15 protein-coding genes are annotated in these 17,776 nt (G+C 65.9%); 6 read left to right on the top strand and 9 right to left on the bottom strand.

All coding sequences use genetic code 11. The features are described 5' to 3' along the window. The first annotated feature begins 3 nt into the window (after positions 1 to 3). The 6 genes from IDT60_RS20220 to IDT60_RS20195 all read left to right on the top strand — a co-directional run bounded on the left by IDT60_RS20220 (position 4) and on the right by IDT60_RS20195 (position 6,264). Positions 4 to 1,047: a hypothetical protein gene (locus IDT60_RS20220; RefSeq protein ID WP_191082306.1), complete on the top strand. Its 1,044-nt coding sequence runs from the start codon at positions 4 to 6 to the stop codon at positions 1,045 to 1,047. A gap of 17 nt (positions 1,048 to 1,064) precedes the next feature. Continuing rightward, the gene (locus IDT60_RS20215) at positions 1,065 to 1,490 is read left to right on the top strand and encodes a hypothetical protein (protein ID WP_191082305.1); all 426 of its coding nucleotides are present in this window, start codon (positions 1,065 to 1,067) and stop codon (positions 1,488 to 1,490) included. A 102-nt stretch (positions 1,491 to 1,592) separates the two neighbouring features. After that, positions 1,593 to 1,925 (top strand): hypothetical protein, encoded by a 333-nt coding sequence (locus IDT60_RS20210; RefSeq protein WP_191082304.1) that lies wholly within the window; start codon positions 1,593 to 1,595, stop codon positions 1,923 to 1,925. 76 nt (positions 1,926 to 2,001) lie between these two features. Continuing rightward, a complete protein-coding gene (locus IDT60_RS20205; RefSeq protein ID WP_191082303.1) occupies positions 2,002 to 2,442 on the top strand; it encodes a hypothetical protein in 441 nt (146 codons plus the stop codon). Continuing rightward, positions 2,439 to 5,483, top strand: coding sequence for an A24 family peptidase (locus IDT60_RS20200; protein ID WP_191082302.1), 3,045 nt, complete (start codon positions 2,439 to 2,441; stop codon positions 5,481 to 5,483). The genes IDT60_RS20205 and IDT60_RS20200 overlap by 4 nt, the downstream gene beginning before the upstream one ends. A 79-nt stretch (positions 5,484 to 5,562) precedes the next feature. Further along, entirely contained in the window at positions 5,563 to 6,264 is a 702-nt protein-coding gene (locus IDT60_RS20195) for a hypothetical protein (RefSeq protein ID WP_191082301.1), read from the top strand. Positions 6,265 to 6,339: 75 nt separating this feature from the next. On the opposite strand, the gene IDT60_RS20190 is transcribed toward IDT60_RS20195, so the two are convergent. The 9 genes from IDT60_RS20190 to IDT60_RS20150 all read right to left on the bottom strand — a co-directional run bounded on the left by IDT60_RS20190 (position 6,340) and on the right by IDT60_RS20150 (position 17,754). Next, the gene (locus IDT60_RS20190; RefSeq protein ID WP_191082300.1) at positions 6,340 to 7,047 is read right to left on the bottom strand and encodes a hypothetical protein; all 708 of its coding nucleotides are present in this window, start codon (positions 7,045 to 7,047) and stop codon (positions 6,340 to 6,342) included. A 9-nt stretch (positions 7,048 to 7,056) separates the two neighbouring features. Further along, positions 7,057 to 8,928 (bottom strand): CHAP domain-containing protein, encoded by a 1,872-nt coding sequence (locus IDT60_RS20185; RefSeq protein WP_191082299.1) that lies wholly within the window; start codon positions 8,926 to 8,928, stop codon positions 7,057 to 7,059. 40 nt (positions 8,929 to 8,968) lie between these two features. Next, positions 8,969 to 9,292 (bottom strand): hypothetical protein, encoded by a 324-nt coding sequence (locus tag IDT60_RS20180; RefSeq protein WP_191082298.1) that lies wholly within the window; start codon positions 9,290 to 9,292, stop codon positions 8,969 to 8,971. Next, complete coding sequence (locus IDT60_RS20175) at positions 9,289 to 9,777, bottom strand: HNH endonuclease (protein ID WP_191082297.1); 489 nt, start codon at positions 9,775 to 9,777, stop codon at positions 9,289 to 9,291. The genes IDT60_RS20180 and IDT60_RS20175 overlap by 4 nt, the downstream gene beginning before the upstream one ends. A 112-nt stretch (positions 9,778 to 9,889) precedes the next feature. Then, positions 9,890 to 10,369 (bottom strand): single-stranded DNA-binding protein, encoded by a 480-nt coding sequence (locus IDT60_RS20170; protein WP_191082296.1) that lies wholly within the window; start codon positions 10,367 to 10,369, stop codon positions 9,890 to 9,892. A gap of 218 nt (positions 10,370 to 10,587) precedes the next feature. Beyond that, positions 10,588 to 10,878, bottom strand: coding sequence for a hypothetical protein (locus IDT60_RS20165; protein WP_223884049.1), 291 nt, complete (start codon positions 10,876 to 10,878; stop codon positions 10,588 to 10,590). Between the two features lie 108 nt (positions 10,879 to 10,986). Next, complete coding sequence (locus IDT60_RS20160) at positions 10,987 to 15,165, bottom strand: DNA polymerase III subunit alpha (RefSeq protein ID WP_191082295.1); 4,179 nt, start codon at positions 15,163 to 15,165, stop codon at positions 10,987 to 10,989. Between the two features lie 81 nt (positions 15,166 to 15,246). Continuing rightward, positions 15,247 to 15,405, bottom strand: a complete 159-nt coding sequence (locus IDT60_RS20155) for a hypothetical protein (protein ID WP_191082294.1) — start codon at positions 15,403 to 15,405, stop codon at positions 15,247 to 15,249. A gap of 84 nt (positions 15,406 to 15,489) precedes the next feature. After that, positions 15,490 to 17,754 carry a PHP domain-containing protein gene (locus IDT60_RS20150; RefSeq protein ID WP_191082293.1) on the bottom strand — a complete coding sequence of 755 codons (2,265 nt, stop codon included), beginning with the start codon at positions 17,752 to 17,754 and terminating at the stop codon, positions 15,490 to 15,492. Between the last annotated feature and the right edge of the window lie 22 nt (positions 17,755 to 17,776).

Here is a 17,776-nt window from a genome sequence, read left to right as displayed (position 1 = left end):
GGCATGAGCATCTCGAAAGCACACACCGCCCGGCCCTCCTTCGCACAGCGCAGGGTCGAGGCAGGCGTCCCCTCGGGTGGGGAATTTGCGAAGACACTTCACAGCGAGTCCCCGGTTGTCCTCGGCGACGGCGCAGCCGCCAGCGGCCGTCTCGCTGAGTTCACGACACCGGCTGACCTGGTCGCCATGACCTACAGCTCCGCCGCGTACTGGCAGAACTTCTACCGCCAGAAGGACAAGTCCAACACCATGGGCCTGGACGACATCGCGCAGGAGGCCGTCGTGCAGGTCCTCAAGCACGTCCAGTCCGGCAAGCCGATCACCAACTTCCGCCAGCTGGTCAACTCCGTCACGGCCAACGTCACTGTCCGCGCCACCGCCAACAAGTTCAAGGCAGAGGACCGCCTCGCCTACCGCATCCTCGAGAAGAAGCGGCAGCGCATGACAGAGGAGGTTGGCCGGTCACTGACGCAGAAGGAGGACGACGTGCTGGCCCAGGAAGTTCTCGACGAGTGGCACGACGACCGTCACAAGCCGTCCAAGGAGTTCCGCACCCCCTGGACCGTTGACCGGTCCCTGGATGCCACCTTCGGTGAGGACGGCGGTGTCGAATCCACCCTTGGCGCGACTCTGGTCAGCCCGGAGTCGAGCGGCCACTACATCGCTCCCGACTCTTACATGGACCGGGCAATGGGCGCCCTGGAGACCACTGGCGCAGCCAAGAAGGCTGAGGCACGCCGGCTGGCCTGGAACGCCATCGCAGAGCGCGCCGAGGTGCCCCTGTCCCGCGCAGGAAGCCTGTCGCAGCGTCAGGTCACCAAGCACCGCGGCGTCATCGACAAGCACGACGGCGGAGTCCTGGCAGCCTGCCGCGACTGGTCGAACAACGTCGACAACGAAGCTACGGCGGCCCTGTTCGCACCGTTCGGTGAGCTCAGCGTCGACGACCAGGACAAGGTCGTCACCATGCTCGAACGCCTCGGCGCCGACAAGGCCGACGACATGTGGGCCAACGCCCTCGCATTCGCCAACAACAAGCACTCGTAAGTCAGAGGAGGTACACGATGGAAAAGCAGCCCCGGGTCCTCAAAGGGCTCAAAGGTGCTGGTCGATTCACCGCGACCACCCACGGTGAAGGCAACGTCACCGTGGGCGGCAGGGCTTCATTCCCTGACGTGGAGGGTGCCACCCCGGACCAGCTCCGCGACATGGCACGCAGCCAGGATCCCGAAGTGCTCGCCGAGCTGACCAGCAGCCCCGCCATCCCGGACGACGTCCTGGAACAGCTGGCTGACCCCTCCCAGGAGACATCGGTGCGTCTGGCAGCGGCCCAGACCGGTTACGCCGGCACGGCCGACCGGGCGTCCCACGACCCCAGCCCGATGGTCCGGGCCGTGGCCGCCTACGGCTGGGACACCTCCGAACACAACCGCCGCCGGCTCCGCCACGACCACGGCGTACAGCGGTTCCTGCGCCTCATCTCGGCCTGAAACGGCCATCCCGCGAAGTTCTACGCATGTGAATTGTCAGCACGAAACAAGTCTCCACACCGGGTGGGACTGCTCCGGCAGAACGAGTAAGAAAGGCTCGAAATGACGCAGATCATTACCGCCGTCCCCATGGGCGACGTCAACCTCAAAGGCTCCTGGAACACCTTCTGGGCAGCTATCTCCGGCGGCTTCGGCGGCCTCACCACGATGCTCTCCATCGTCGGCGTGGCCCTGGTCGTCATCGCCATCGCCAAGTGGGTCTGGGACCGCCGCCGCCAGGGCGGTGCAGGCAACCACCAGCCTCTCTGGGGCGCCCTGCTCGTCGGTGCACTCCTGTGCGCACCGACTGTCCTGATGCCGCTGCTGCTGACCGTCATGGACGCTGTCGCCAACATCGGTATCTCGCTGTTCAAAGCAATGTTCCCCGGAGCCTAGCTAGACACCTCACCCGGTAGTGAAGTGATGAGCCGGGGCCACTTCTGGCCCCGGCTCACCGTTTGAAAGGAAGAACGTGGCTGCCTACGGTTCGCTGTACTCATTGACCCCCATGACGGGACGGACCTCCGGATCCGAACGCACCACCGTCATCGGCACAGTCGAAATGAAGTGGCGCACGTTCTGGCTGTCCGCAGCCTCCCTTGTTCCCGGCGGAATCCTGTCGGCCGTGTTCTTCCCACTCATCGACGTATGGGCCTTCCTGTGGCTCCCGATCGTGACCGGTGGAGCATTTTTCATGATCGAGCGGCGCTCCCGCGAAGGCCTCGGGCTCCGCACCTACCAGGGCCTGCTGGACCGGAAAAAGTCCAGCGTCAACCAGTTCTTCCTCTGCGGCCAACCTGTTGAGGTCGGCGCCGCGGAATACGGCACCATCCGCCAGATCACCGTCCCGGTGCCCCGGGATCAGGTACGCGTGGCAGCCGAAACAGCAGACTTTGAGGAAATCATCCGATGAAAAAGACCCTGATCGCACGGGCCGGAGCCGCGACAGCCGTCGTAGTCGCCCTCCTCTTCGGAGCTATGGCCCCCGCGCAGGCAGCATCCGTACCTGCTGCAGCCACCACAGTGAGCGCTGCAGCAACCGGAACCGTCCCCGCGTACAAGCCTGCACGGGAGATCGGCGACGACAGCTCACGTCCGGCCGGCGCCTCGGGCAGCTGCGGAACCTCATCGTCATCGGCCAGCCAGTCCGCCATGCTTCCGGTGGCCCGCTGGGCCGATGCAACCGCGCGCATGCACTCCCGCATCGACGCCGGCCCCATCGGCATCAACGCTGAGCTGATCCAGCGCAACGCCCTGCAGAACGGCGGCATGGCCACCGGCAACTTCATGTGGACCACCGGTGCCGGACTGTCCAGCTTCGCCATCAACTTCTGCCTCCTGGACTCCGCAGGCGGCGCAGCCGACCAGATCGGCGCCACCATCGCCAACACCATCAAGGACCCCAGGAACGGCCTGCTCGCCGGCCTGGTCGTCATTGGTGTCTTCGGACTTCTCTTCGCCGGCTACCGCCGCGGCAACATGATGTGGAAGCCGATCATGATGAAGGCCGTCATCGTCGGCCTGTTCTTCGTCATGGCCATGGGCGCTACAGGCTCCACCGGCGGCGGCACCGTCGGCGCTGACGGCAGGGTCGACAACGGCCCCTACCGCCCCGGCGTCGGCTCACCGGGCTGGGTCGTCACCAAGGTCAACAATGTCGTCGCGTCCCTGGCCTCAGCTCCGGCCACGGCCCTGGCGGTCGACCCCGGCACTGCCGCGGGACCGTCCGGCGACCCCCTCGCGTGCGTCAACTACACAGCCTCGCTGAAGAAGGAATACACCAACACCTACGGTGGCGGCGCCGGTGCAATGGCGTCCAGCGTTCCGCTCATCCTCTCGTCCATCTGGGAGACCACCGGCCTGAAGGCATGGCGCACCGCCCAGTTCGGCAGTGCCGCCGAGGGCACCATGAGCGACCACGCCTGGTGCCACCTGCTGGAGCAGAATGCAAAGGTGCCGATCGGCACCTCCGCCGCCTCGGCCGGTTCGGTGCAGATGATCATGAACCGTGTCTTCAACGGATCAGGCGTCCCGGCCCCGGCTGCCGGCAGCGACTTCTACAAATCCACCGCCTTTTCCACACCCGACAACGTCACCCAGGACAAGTCCATCGTTGCCTGGGCTGCCTGCCGGATCAAGGACGGCGCCACCAACCTGAACGACGGCAACAGCTGGACCACCGATGCGTTCAACTCCGGGATCGCCGACGGCACCAAGCCCAGCGGCGAGGACTGCCGGAAGGTCTTCATGACCAAGCAGGACAGCGCGGACGCCTTCGACTGGTCCTCAAACGGGGACGAAGTCAACAAGCGCACCGACACCGACGACCCGGCTGCCGGCCAGGAGCTGCGGACCTTCATCCGGACCCTGCACGGCAATGACATCGTCGGCGGCATGACCAGCATCCTGGCCTACAACATCTCCGCCCTGGGCATGCTGATCGTGTTCGGCCTGATCGGCCTGGCGATCATCGTCTCCAAGGTCGCCCTGGTGGTCATGATCATCATCGCGTTCTTCCTGATGCTGCAGGCGCTCCTTCCCGGAGCCGACATGTCCAAGCTGGGCGGGTTCCTGAAGACCCTGGTGGGCGTGAACCTGTTCGTGTTCGCCATCCAGCTGGTGTTCGCCTTCGTCACCGTCTTCACCAAGATGCTCCAGACAGTCGGTGAAGGAATGCTCGGAGGCGACACGTCCCTGATCGCCATGCTCTGGTCCGGCCTGGCCCCGCTGGTCGCCGTTGCGATCCTGCACATGATGTTCACCAAGGTCATGAAGGTCCCGTCCCCGTTCTCCCTCTCCGGCGGGCTCGCGTGGGGCAACGCCATGAGCGCAGCGGCAGGCGGTGCCGCCTTCGCCGGTGTCTCCGGACTGCTTGACCGCAGCCAGTCCCGCCTCCGCAACCGCGCCTCCGGTGCCGTCAAGGGCTCCGGCAAGGCCGCCCTGAACACCGCAATGAGCCGGGTCAGCGGTGGACGCGTCGGTGCTGCTGCCGCAGCCGCCGGACGCCGCAACGCCGCCGTCCCGAGTGCCGACGCGGCCGCCAAGGGCGTCCTCGCAGGTGCCGCCATCGAGGCTGCAGGCCGCCGGCCGAAGCACGCAGCAGAAGCCATGAAGGGAACTGCCGGAGAAGGCCAGGAGACCGCTGCCGAGGGCATTCCCGAGGGCATTCCCGCCGGCTCCGGCGCAGAAGGTGCTGGTGCAGGCGCTGCTGCCGGCCGACTCGACCACACCCTGCTTTCCACCTCAAGGGTCCGGAACTCCGACCTCCACAAGGGCAAGATGTCAGCCCCCGAGCGCGAGATGCTGAAGGATGCCGCTCACGAAGAACGGTGGGCTGCAGCCGAGTGGAAGAAGCAGCAGGACGAAGAGATGGGCCTGGGCAAGCGCAAGGGGCTGAAGGCCCAGGTGGCCGACAGCTGGGGCAACGCCAAAGACCAGTTTGCGGCCAGCCCGGTCAGCTTCGCCAAGGGTGCCGCCAAGAAGACGGTCGGAACCGCTGCCCTGGGCGCGGGCCTCCTCGTTGCCGGTACGGCCACAGCTGGTGTCGTCCCCGCCCTCTACGGCGGCTACAAGGTTGCCTCCGCGATGCGCCAGAACCGCGTGAACAAGCGCGAGAAGCTGGACGAGATCACCATGGACTACCGCCAGATGATGGAGAAGACCAAGCGCGACAAGGGCGAGAGCAACCAGAACCGCAAGGGCAACCAGAACACCGGCGCAGAGACCCTGACTAACGGCACCGGGGAGGCTGCGAAGGCTGCGGCAGATAGCGTTGCTGGCGCACCCGTCAGCGATGCCCGGCCCGAGAAGCCCACGGTTACATCCCCGCTTCCGGTTGTGCCAAGCGTCAGCAGGGTGCAGCAGGATGTGCCGGCCGCTCAGGTTCCCGACGCTCCGTCCGCAGCTCGGCCACTTGCCCCCGCTTCCGGCCGCCCCGAGAGGGCGAGCCGCTAATAACAACGGGTTGCCGCACACTGTATGGTCAGCGGGAACCATAAAAAACAGACCAGAGCAGGAACTAGGAGTTTGAGAGATGAACGACCACAGGATCGATGGCGGGGTTCCCCAAGGGGGTCAGTTCACCAGCCCGAAGCACGCCGAATCCCCGGTGAAGCTGTTCGACCGTACGGACGGATCGTTTTTCAAGCCGTCACCGTCCAGTACAGCTGACCACTGCATCAACTTTTGGTCCAACGTCCAGATCCCTGACGAGATCATCCGGCAGGTTGAGGTCACGTACCACGAGAGGCGGAAGGCCGAAGTTGAGACGGACCTGAACCAGCGACTGGCGGACTGGAAGCAGAGCTGGCTGCAGGAGAACCCGAAGCCACGGTTCAAGGTCGACGAGTGGGAGTCGAAGTTCGCGGCGGACCAGAACGCATTCGTGGCTCAAGCCCGGGAGTCGCTGACCAACGAGCGGCCAATGAAGCTGGGCCTCTACGACTCACGCCAGCTCGTTCGCGCAGCCCAGATGCTCTACCACGCTCCGGATTCCCGGCGCTTCTACGACGAGCATATTGCGGTCCGGGACCACGAGATCGAGCTGTTCAACGAAACGCTGACGGTGGAGCAAATCCAGGACAAGTACAAGCTTTTCGATATGCATTACGCCATGGAGTCGGTCTTCGAGGACAACACCGAGAAGCAGATCCTCGAGGGCATCAACTCCCTGAACAGGAACATGACCGTCCTTTCCGAGGACGTCATCGATTCCCGCAGGGACGCGGTCCTCTAGCCAGGTCAAGTCGCGCACAGATAAGCCCCCGCCCAGTTGGACGGGGGCTTTGTCGCGCCCAGGTTGCCGGACTGCCTATTCCGGGGCGCCTACATGGTCCACGAGCCAGGACCCGTCGTTCTGGACGGTGATGGAGGCGCCGAAGCGGTCCTTGCCCGAAGTGAAGGTCGGGTTGAAGATCCACGTCCGTTCGCTGTTCTTCACGGAGCGGACGTTGTAGAGGGTGTCCTGGGGGACATTGCGGATGTCGGCCCGGGCCAGGCTGGTGAGCAGCTCCTCGGTCGCGTACGGCTTCATGGCGGCCAGCCAGGCCTCCTTGCCCACGGACGGGTTGGCCCAGGCGGCGGAGAACTTCTCGGCGGTGGGCTTCCAGTCCTGGAGGGTTGGCGCCTGGTTGGCGGTGCCGAGCGTCACCGTCGTGGTCGGCTGGGCCGAGGGAGTTGCTCCGGATCCGCCCCCTGGCTGGCCCGCAGAGCCGCCGGCAGTACCTGAGCCGGACTGCCCGCCGCCCGAAGCTCCCGGGGCCGCTGACGGGGCTCCTGTGGCTGCTGCGTCCGTTGATCCAGGTGAGGCCGTGGGGCTCGCGACAGCTCCGCCGTCCAGGGTGGCGGTTGAGTTGATCGTGGGCACCGGTGCCGGTGCCGCGGTGCGTTCCGGCTGCAGGGCGTTGGCCGCGTAGGTGCCCACTCCGATGAGCAGGGCAGCTGACACGCCGACCACGACGGCGTTCTTTCGGACGAAAGCGACGACGGGGCTGCTCTGCTTGTGGTTGGCGTCGGTCATGACTGTCCTTTACTTCGCGGAAGGGCTCGGGCTGGAGGAGTCTTCGGAGGCTGACTCGGGGAGGTCTGCCACGTGGATGAAGCCGCTGACGTCCGCGATCGGAATGGTGCGTGCGCCGTAGGCCCAAGGGTTGAAGTTGTATTCCTCGACATTGATGGTCCCATCTCCATTCACTCCAGCCACAATTGCAACGTGGCCGGCGTCCCCGGTGATGTTGCTCGGGGTGTTGATGTTGGCGTCAAACCAGGCGATGGCACCGGGCTTCGGGGTCTTGTCGGTGACGTAGCCGGCCTTGGCCAGGTTGTCCTTCCACTGCGCGGCGTTGCCGAGGAGGCCAATACCGAGCTTGGCGGGCGTGAAGGGGTACTCCTCGCCTTCCTTCCAGCCCATCTGCACGTTCATGCGCCAGGCGACGAAGGACACGCATTCGCGCTTGTACAACGACCAGGGGTCCACGGCACCGGGGCCGCCGACGCACCAGGCGCATTCGCCGACAGGATCCCGGAAAGGGTAGTCATCACCCTTGCCAGCCGTGCCTGACCCGACGCCGTCCAGGCATCCGTTTGAGGAGGACACCGGCGTGGTGCCCGAGGATGAATCGTCGTCGGACGGGGCCCCGGTGGAGGTGCCGTAGCTGGCGCCGCCGGTGGGCCTCAGGTCCGCGACCAGTTTCGTAGCTGACGGCTCCCACTTCGCATACGCATCCGGGAACGCGGAACGCTGGACTGTCTGGGCGGCGATCGTGACTTCCATGGAGTCCCAGCCGGGGACCCGGGCCAGGGCGTCCAGGAACATGAAGGTGGACTTGGTGGGGTCCATGGCGTCCTGGACCGTGCCCCATGCGAACTCGCTGCCATGGACCTGCTGCTGGAACAGGCCGACCGAGAAGCCGTCGACGCCCTTGGCGCTGGGGTCCGGCGCCAGTGCTTCAGAACCCGGTACCTTCGGGTTCCAGTACATGCGCAGCGTTGATTCCTGGAAGGCCGTAGCGAGTGCGATGACCGCGGCCTTCTCCGGCATTCCGCGCGCGGCCACCGCGTTGATGATGAACTGGGCGTACTTCTTCTGGGAGTCGTTCAGGGCGACGTCGGTGTCGCCGCCAAGGCTGACCGAGTCTGCCGTGCACTGGCCCTGGGTGCTCTTTTTGCCCATGGACCAGCCCTGGGCGGTGGTGAACACCTTCTCGGCGATTTCGGGGTTGCCCTTGATCGGCAAGGTGGCGATGGCCACCAGGTACTGCTCCTTGACTGCTTCCTGGGCTGCGCGCAGATCGGGCTGGGTGGAGATCTTCATGGCCGTGTTGCCGTTGGAGTCGAGGAACTCCTCGGAGCCGGCGTTGAGGTTGGGGTTGGGGAGCTTGTTGACGGTGCCCTGGGCGGCCCCGGCCAGCGCCCTGCCGATGAACAGCGCGGACTTTCGGGGGTCTTCGGCATCTTCCTTGCTGATGGCGCCGTCGGTCTTTTCCAGGTCGATGCCGAACGGGCCGGTCCCGCCCTTGCCCTCCTCGGCGGTGACGATGGCTGCCATGACCTGCCAGCTGGCCCCGGTGCGCACGGAGGCTTCTTTGATGAGGTCCAGGAGCGGGGCCTGGTCGAATTCGCTGGTGACGGCCGTATTGGAGATGTGCTCGTAGCCGACCGCGTAGCTGTTGGTGGCCGCGGTGGCGTTCATGACGATGCCGACGACGGTGGCGGCGGCAATCAGGGGCAGCGCCAGGGCGGCGGCCAGGCCCTTGCGGACCGTTTTCGTTTTGAGAGCAGCTCGGACTGCACCTGCAGTACCGCCCCTGAGCGCGCCCTTGGCGATCGCTCCGGCGTCTGCGGCGGCCTGCTCACCACCGGTCGGGGCTGTGGCATCGGGTTCTGGAGTGGGCGTGCTCATGCCGGTGAACATGCGCAGATTACCGCCGGACGGTCACCGGTCAGGGGCTGTTGAGGAGCCTGAGAGCGTCCTGCTGGTAGGAGCGGATCTCCTCATCCCAGGTGATGTTGAGCTCCTGGACGAGGGCCAGGGCGTCGAACTCGTCGGCCCAGTGCGGACCGGCGGGCTGGACCGGTGACAGCTGGAGAGGCGTGGCATCGTAGGCGGGCGCCAGGGAGTATTCGCCGGCGGCGCTTCGTACCAGGATCTTCCAGGCACCGTCAGCGTGATAAACGCCGTGGCCGCCGGGCACGCCGGCCAGAACCCAGAGCTGGCCGGGTTCCGGTGGCGCCGTAGCGTGAGGGGTGCTGTGCGACGGACTCATCGCTGGACGAACCGTTCACCGGCGGCAACGATGGAGCCGGGTGGGAAGTACTGCCGGCGCCTTGCCTGCATGCGCAGCGTGGTGAAGAAACCAGGCACCTTGGCACCCTTGGACATGTTGCACTTGGCGCACGCGGCTACAAAGTTGCCCATGGACGTCGACCCGCCTTTGGACCACGGGTAGTGGTGGTCGCCATGGCTCGCCGGACGCCGGCACCTCGTCAGCCACCAGCCGTCCAGCTCGCAGCGGCCGCCTGCCCGGGCGAATCCTTCGGCCTTCTGCGCGGCGGAGAAGAGCCGGCTTGGGTCTTTTGGGACGGGACGGTTCCGGGCCGCGACACGGATCAGGACAACCAGGCCGATGAACGCTCCGGCGATGAGCAGCAGGGTCGGATTGGACTCGGCAAGGCTGGTGAGCAGGCTAAGGGCGCCTGTGGCGGCGTCACCGAGGGTGGTCAGCAGGGTTTCCGGGCTGAGTTTGTTCATCGTGCGTGTCTGTCCTGAAGTCGTGGGCTTGCCCCTGAACATGCGTAGAGAAGACGCAAACAGGCCCCGCCCCACCCGAAGGTGGAACGGGGCCTGTCAGTGGCGGGAGGGCTTAGAAGTCCTCGTCGTCGTCCGGTGCGGAGGCAGCAGGTGCGCTCTTGGCCGGGGCGGTCTTGGCCGGAGCCTTCTTCGCCACGGTTTCGGAGCCGCCGTTGCCACCGCCGTTGCCGCGGGGGTTCTTGACGACCTCGGCCGAAGCCCAGGTCAGGTCGGGGCCGACGTTGGAAGCCTTGAACGACGGGATCGTCAGCTTGACTTCCTTGTCGTTGATGACAACTTCCTTCTGGTAGGTGTCAGTCCGGGCCAGGACGATCAGGCGGTCGCCCTTCTTGAAGGACTTCACCATGTTCTCGGCCGTGGAGCCGAAGGCGGTGAAGCCGTAGAAGTTCGTCTGCTCGTTGTCGGAGCCGCGCTCACCGGTGGTCACGCCGATGCGGAAGTTCAGGCGGGGCAGGCCCGACTTGGTTTCCGTCTGGAGCTCGTCCTTGATGTCGTGGGCGAGGTTACCGATGAAGGGGATGTTGCTGGGCATGTAATGCCTTTCGTAGGGCCCATCTGGGCTGTAGTGGTTGGGATCAAAAGGACTTTTGCTCCCGGTATTTCTATGCGTCCTGGGTCCTGACGGGTGTCAGTTTTTGCAGTCCGCCTCCGGATTGCTCCGGCCAGGTCCAGCGGGTTTCTGGAAACCCTTTGTTCCTGCTGTCTTCTATGCGTCCAAGGTCCCGACGGGTGTCAGTTTTTGCACGCTGGTCAGTTGGGGAGGTTGGCCGGGCCGGAGTTGAACGTGCCGTCGCTGACGAGGCCGAGGATGGTGGTGCGCAGGTGGGCGTACACGTCAGCTTCGGTGCCGTTGCTGGCCTTGGCCAGCATTGAGCCCATGAAGCGGGAAATGTCCACGAGACCCATGGCCAGCTCCCTGGCGTCGATGGAGTCCAGCAAGACATCCACGGACGGGTGGTCCTGGGAGCTCATGCGTTCCAGGACGCTCAGGGCGGCCAGCATCGGGTCCGCTGCGGGCTGGGGGACGGGGGAGAGGTTCACGAATTTCCTGTCTGCTGCAAAAGGTTGGTTGGGCAGGTTGCTGCCGGTCTGTCCTTCATGTGTGCGGCATTCCGGAACGGCCTCCCCGCCGCCCCTGCGGGCCCGGGACTAGCCGGCCGCGGCCAGCTCCCCGGGGCTCTCAGCGGCGGCTTCAGCGGTCATCCGGAACCAGGTGTACTTGTCCTTGGAGGACACCCCGGGTGCCTCGTGCGGGGCCCAGCGTGCCGGGTCCTCCTCGTTGCGCAGGGCCAGCTCGACCATTTCCGAGTCGGTCAGGGTGCCGCCGCTGATAACGACGAAGATCCGGTCCCCTTCGGTGGTGAGACCGCGCAGGATGGTTCCCTCGTTTTTGACGCTCGTCTTGAGCGGAACCCCGACAAGCTTGTGGGCCCTTTTCAGGTCGCGGCTGCCGGCGATGACCTTGCCGTTGCCGAGGTTCTGGTCGTGCTGGCCGAGCGCCAGGGCAACCAAACCGCGGGAGGCCTTGCGGCGCTCATCCAGGACGGTGACGGTGGCCCCGGTTTCGGCAGCAGCGTCAGCCTCTTCGGCAGGTGCCGGCTCCGTCGTGGCCTTGGGCTTGCCGCCCTTGGGCGGGGTCGGGATGGCGCGGAGCTTCTTGTAGGAGGCTGCGAAGTCAAAGACGTTCTCGGGCAGCTTGATTTCGGGGGCGGCGCCGACGTCGATCGGCCATACTTCACTGATGTTGAGCTCCTTGGTGGTGATGGTTTCCTGGGTGCCGGTTTCCTCGTCGCCGACGACGGTGGCCCGGACGTTGACGCGGCCGGACACGGCCACGACGTCGCCGACCTTGGGGATGGTGCCCTTGCGGCGCAAGGCGGACAGGGTCCGGTCCCAGACGACGCCGCTGATGGCCTCCGTGGAGGACTCCAGCGCGAAGTTGGCGCGGCGCCCGCCCGAGTAGCCCTTCTCCTCCCACATCGAGACCACGCCGACTGTCAGGACGGTGTCGCCGTCCCCGTCGGAGATCTTGTGCAGCGGAGTGAGCGCACGGCCCATGGAGTCGCCGGTGTATTCGTCGTAGACCGGGGTCCGCCACGCCTTCAGCTCGGCCTTCATGGACACCAGCGGGTGGATGCCCAGGGACACTCCCAGGCGGAACCGCTGGCGGGTGGACATCTCCACGTCGTTCCAGGACGCCTCGATGGGGTCGATGGCGGCCTTGAACGCGGCACGCATCGTCATCAGCAGGCCCAGGCGGGGACCCCAGGCGTCCAGGGCACCGGCCTCGATGAGGCCCTGGATGGCACCGGAGGGCAGCTTGGTGTCGGCGCCGCCGTTCTTGCCCGGGATCACGACGCGGGTCAGCAGGTCGTGCAGGTCCTTGAACGGGCCTCGCTTCTCGCGCTCGGCGACGATGTGGTGGCCGGCGGAGCCGACGTCCTTGACCTCGGCCAGTCCCATCTGGACGTTGCCGTTCACCGGGGCGGTGCGGGCCTTGGAGGCGTTGATGTCCGGGGCCATGACGGTGATGCCGTCGGCCCGCAGCGACTGCAGGGCCGTGAGCCGCTTTTCGGGCTTATTCGTGTCCACGATGGACAGGATCGAGGCGGAGTATTCGACCGGCCAGTTCGCCTTCAGGTACGCGGTGACGTAGGCCAGGTGGGCGTACGCTGCCGAGTGCGAGGCGTTGAACAGGTAGGACGCGGAGCCCTTCATCAGCTCGAACATGTGGGCGGCCGTCTTAGGCGAGAACTTCGGGGAGATCATCGTCCCGTCCTCGTCGTAGAACTCCTGCTCCGCGCCGGCGGCCAGCATCTGACCGACCTCGGCCATCTTCTTGGCGTCTTTCTTGCCGACGGCCTTACGGAGCACGGAGCGCTGGGAGGCGTCGAACCCGGAGATGACCGTGCCGAGGCGCATGAGGGATTCCTGGAACACGAAGACGCCGTAGGTGTCGCCGAGGACCTTGGCGATCCATTCCTGCTCGACCGGGTCGGCGGTGAACTGGTCGTAGTCGACCACTTCGAGGCCGTTTTTACGCGCGGCGTACCGGTCCGGGACCTTGGCGGCCAGCGGGCCGGGACGGAACAGGGCCACGATGGCGGACAGGTCGGTCAGGGACTCGGGAATGACGTCCTGGGCGATCTTCTTCATGCCGTCGGATTCCATCTGGAAAACCCCGGCGGTCCGGCCGGCGGCGATCAGGTCGTACGCGGCCTGCACCCGGGGGTTGTCCTTGGTGTCGGCGTGCGGGATCGCATCCAGCGTGAGGACCTCGCCGGTGGTGGTCTCGATGTTCTCCAGCGTGGAGGAGACGATGTCCAGGTTCATCAGGCCCAGGATGTCCATCTTCAGGAATCCGTAGTCCTCGACCTCGGGACCGTCCCAGCAGATCACCCGCGGGGCGGACGGATCGGCGTCGGCGGCGTGGGAAGCATGGCGCAGCGGCACCAGGTCATCCAGGGGCTCGGGGGAGATCACGAAGCCGCAGGCGTGGATGGACTCGCCCTTGACGACGCCCTCGAACGACTTGGCCAGCTCCAGGATGTCCTGGGCGTCCTGGCCCTCGGCAGCAACCAGCTCGCGGAATGCGTCGCCGGCGGCGTCCCGGGTGTCTTCCAGTGCGGTCAGCGTGTAGGTCTTCTCACCGGAGGCAGGGACCAGCTCGGAGAGCTTCTTTCCCAGGCGCAGCAGCTTGGAGGCGCGCTCCTCCACCGCTTTGTTGGCGTCACGGAGCAGCTTGGCGCCGTCGGCCTTCTTCCCAGCCTTGAACAGCTCCCCGGCGGCGTCCTTGATCTCCTGGGACGGGCCGGATGGCTTGAGGATGCGTGCGGCGTCCTGAATGGCAGCCTTGGCCAGCGCCACACCGAACGTTCCGATGCGGGCCACGTTGCCCTGCCCCCACCGGTATCCGGCGTAGGCGAAAACCTCGGGACGGCGGAGCATTTCGAAGTCCACGTCGATGTCGGGCATGCCGGCGCGGCCGGGCTCCAGGAACCGCTCAAACAGGAGGTTGTTTTCAAGTGGATCGATGCCGACGATGCCCAGGCAGTAGGAGACGGCGGAACCGGCGGCGGAGCCGCGGCCCGGGCCGACCAGGATGGGCTTCTTCCGCGGCGCGTTCGGGTTGTCGAACTCGATGGGAGCATCGGAGCGGCACCAGTTGACGAGGTCCCAGACGATCAGGAAGTAGTCCGGGAACCCCATCTGGCTGATAATGTCCAGCTCGGTCTTGAGCCGGTCCTTGACCTCCGCCGAGAGCGGGATGCGGTTGCCCTCTTTGTCGTAGCCGTAGCGCCGGATGGCGCCTTCCTTGACCAGGTGCTTCAGGTAGGCGTCGGAGTTCGCGAACCCTTCGGGCACGGGGAACTTGGGCAGCCGCTGGTGCGGGGTGGGGATGACCTGTTCGTCGCACATGTCGGCGATGACCTGGGACTGGGCGCAGGCTTCGGCCCACCAGGCGCGGGGCACGACCTCGAGCATTTCGGCTTCGGACTTGATGTAGTAGCCGGAGCCGTTGAACTTGAAGCGGGCAGGGTCGTCCAGAGTCTTGTTGGACCCGACGGCCAGGAACCCTTCGTGGGCGTGGGCGTCGTCAGCGTGCTCGTAGTGGCAGTCGTTCGTGGCGACCATCGGGATGCCGGTCTCTTTGGACAGCGCCCGGACCTTGTTCAGTACGACCCGTTCGGCCTCGATGCCGTGGTACATGATTTCGAGGAAGACGTTCTCTTTGCCGACCGCCTCGATCATGTGGTTCAGGCCCACACGGGCCTCAGCCTCGAACGCGGCAGCGGCTTCCAGGTCACCTTCGGCTTCCTTGGCAGCAGCCCTAGAGAGCGGACCGGCGACCGGGCCACCGAGGCAGCCAGTCAGGATGATCAGGCCCTCGCCGTGCTCTTTGAGCAGGTCGAAGTCGATACGGGGCTTTTGCCAGAAGGTCTCTTCGGCCTTGTTGTGTAGGGCCAGCAGTGACTTCCAGCCGGCCTCGTTGCGGGCCAGCAGGGTCAGGTGCTCGTAGATCTTCTTCTTCTGGCCGGACTTGGAGTTCTCGGTGTCGGCATCGGCATCGTCGTTGCGGTCCACCCAGGTGAAGTTCTTCTCGAACCGGGACCCGATCGACATGTAGATTTCGCAGCCGATGATCGGCTTGATGCCCGCAGCCTTGCAGGCCTTCGTGAACCGCCAGGCACCGGAAAGGGAGCCGTGGTCGGTGAGGGCGATCGCCGTCTGGCCGAGGGCAGCTGCCGTCTTCGGGACAGAGTTGATCCGGTTGAGTCCGTCCAGCGAGCTGTGCTCGGAGTGGAAGTGAAGGTGTGCGAACGCCATGCGTCTACTGCTTTCCTGGTCCTGAAGAATCGGGTCCGGTGACCCCTGCCCGTGCCGACCGGCCGGTGCCTCTGGTGTGTTCTATGCGGCCGTGGCTTCGACGGCCGATGTGAGCAGGTACTCGGTGTACTCGTCCATGGCCTCCGGGGTGAAGGCCCGGTTGTCGAGCTCGTAGGGCTCGTCCGGGTCAGGTTCGGACGATGCCGGCGCTGAGGGTTCCACGAGGGTAAGGAGTGCCATGCCCGTCATGTGTGCGGCTGCCCCGGCGAAGCTCACCGCGGACCCCGGCCCGCGCCACCCGAGGCAGGTGGCGCTGGCCAGGAGTTAAGCCGTGGCTGGGCGCCGGCGGTGCGGCTGCACCTCGTCCAGCACCTGCTGGAAGGCTTCCAGGAAGTGGGTGCGGAGCCAGGCCGTCTGAAAGGCGTGGCGGGCGTATGCGTGTGCGTGGGAGGCGCTGAAGAGGCAGGGCACTGATTCGATGATCAGATCGAAGACCCGTCCCGCGGTCTCTTCGCTGAACGCCATCGAGTACCGGGTTCCGGCGCGGTCGTACTGCTCCTGCACCGCACCTTCGATGAACTTCTCCCGCAGGGTCCTCCAGTCCGGCGACTTCTTTGCCAGGAACCGCCACGCACCGTCCGCGTCGACTCCGCTGAATCCGCTGACGGACGCGAACAGGTCCATGACCTGCTCCTGGAAGACAATCTCGCCGTGGGTTGGCGCCAGGGTCTGGCACAGCCAGGCCTGCTCGGTCTCGTCCGCCGTCAGGTGCTCCAGGTGGTAGTAGCGGAGGCGGGGCCGGTTGATGCGGGCGGACAGGTAGCGGTTGAGCCGATCCTCTTTGCCGTACAGGGCGATCAGCGCTGCCATGTCGGTGAGGTTCCGCGGCCGGGCTATCTTGGCGGCTGCCACGGCATCGTCCGCGCCGAGCTGGAACACTCCGTCGGCGTCGCCCTTCGCGAAGAGGTCCCAGGCCGCCGGCGTCGAGCTGGCGTAGAGATCCCCGTCGCCGTCAGGCAGCAGCAGGCCGAGGTGGACGGGTGCTGCCCGGTCCAACCGTGCCTGTGCCGCCGTCTTGGCGATGACGTCGAGCGTGGAGGAGCCGATGAGGTTCAGCACCAGGTAGCCCTCGTTGATGAGGGTCTGGGCATCCCAGTTGGTGATCGGCAGCTCGTGCTCGTGGCCGCTCCGGCGGTCCGGCAGGACCGGAACTGTGTCCGCGAGGTCTCGGGGTGCGATCACGAGGGCGCAGGGGTGGATGTGCCTGCTCTGGAGCCGTCCCTCCACGAGGGCTGCTTTCTCCTCGCTGACCAGTCCACGCCGGGTCCATGTCTCCGCCTTGACCCGTGAGTGGGTCGCGGCCCGCGCCACACGGTCCGGCCAGCGTGTGGCGAGGTAGTCGTGGACGTCCTGCCTGCGGGAGGCTTGCACGTCGATGTCGGGGCTGCTGATCTCATTGCGGCCGCGGCGGAGGAAGCGTTCGTACCGCAGCCCGTAGGTCAGGGGGTTGATGTCGGTGACCCCGAGGCAGTAAAGGACGAGGCTGCTGGAGCTGTTGCCGCGGGCGCCGGTCAGGATGTCATTGTCGGCGCACCAGGTGATGAGGTCGTGGGCGATCAGGGTGCTGGCGGCGGCACCCTTGGAGATGATGACCTCCAGTTCGGCGTTCAGCCGTTCGATGACCTCAAAGGGGATCTCGTCGTAGCGGGAGGCGGCACCCCGGAACGCCAGGTGGCGCAGGTACTCACCTTCGTTCTGGAAGCCTTCCGGCTCGGGGAAGGATGCAAGGTTTCCGCCCGGTTCCGGGATGGCGTCATAGTCGATCGCATCCGCGACCGTGCTGGCCAGGGTGACGGCGTCCTGCCAGGCCCTGGAGTCCGGCGCCTGCTCGCGCATTTCTGGTTCGGTCCGGAGCCACCCTCCCTCGCCGTAGCCCAGGCAGCTCTTGCCGGCGCGGATGTCCAGGAGCGTCTTGCGGGCCGCGGTATCCGTTTCAGTAACCTGTCGGTAGCGGCCCGTGGCCACGACATGCGCGGTCTTGCCCATGAAGACGCCGGTCAACAGCTGGGCAGCCCCGGGGAATGAGGCTTCCAGGAACACGCGCCCGGTGCCAAGGGCAGCTTCCAGCCTGGTGAAGTTGGTCCGGGCGGTATCGGCGTCGTTCTCATGCAGGTAGGTGTCGATGGGTCCGCGGCGTCCGCCGGTCAGGGCGATCAGTCCGTCGGCATGGCGGGACAGCAGTTCGTAGTCGACGAATTGCTGGGACCGGCCAGGGACGGATGAGGAGTTGTAGAGGGCGACGAGGCTGTGCCAGCCAGTGCGGTTTTCTGCCAGCAGGGTCAGGTTGAAGACCTTCTGGCGGTCCTCCCAGTGCCGGTTGTCGACCCACTTGACGTCCAGGCCGATGATCGGTTTGATGCCGTGTCGGCGTGCCTCGGCGCGGAAGAGCGGGGCGGCTGTGAGATTGGTGTCGGTCAGGGCCAGAGCGGTCTGGCCGTCGGCGGCAGCAGCGGCGACGAGTGCCTTGATGGTGGCGTTCGAGTCGCTGGAGTATTCGCTGTGGCCTGACAGGTGCGCGAAAGTACGCATGGTGATCCTCATCTTCTTGGGG

It is taken from the genome of Pseudarthrobacter sp. BIM B-2242 (assembly GCF_014764445.1).
Taxonomy (GTDB): domain Bacteria; phylum Actinomycetota; class Actinomycetes; order Actinomycetales; family Micrococcaceae; genus Arthrobacter; species Arthrobacter luteus_A.
The sequence above is the reverse complement of the archived record's forward strand: the minus strand, read 5'-3'. Positions and strand labels throughout refer to the sequence as shown.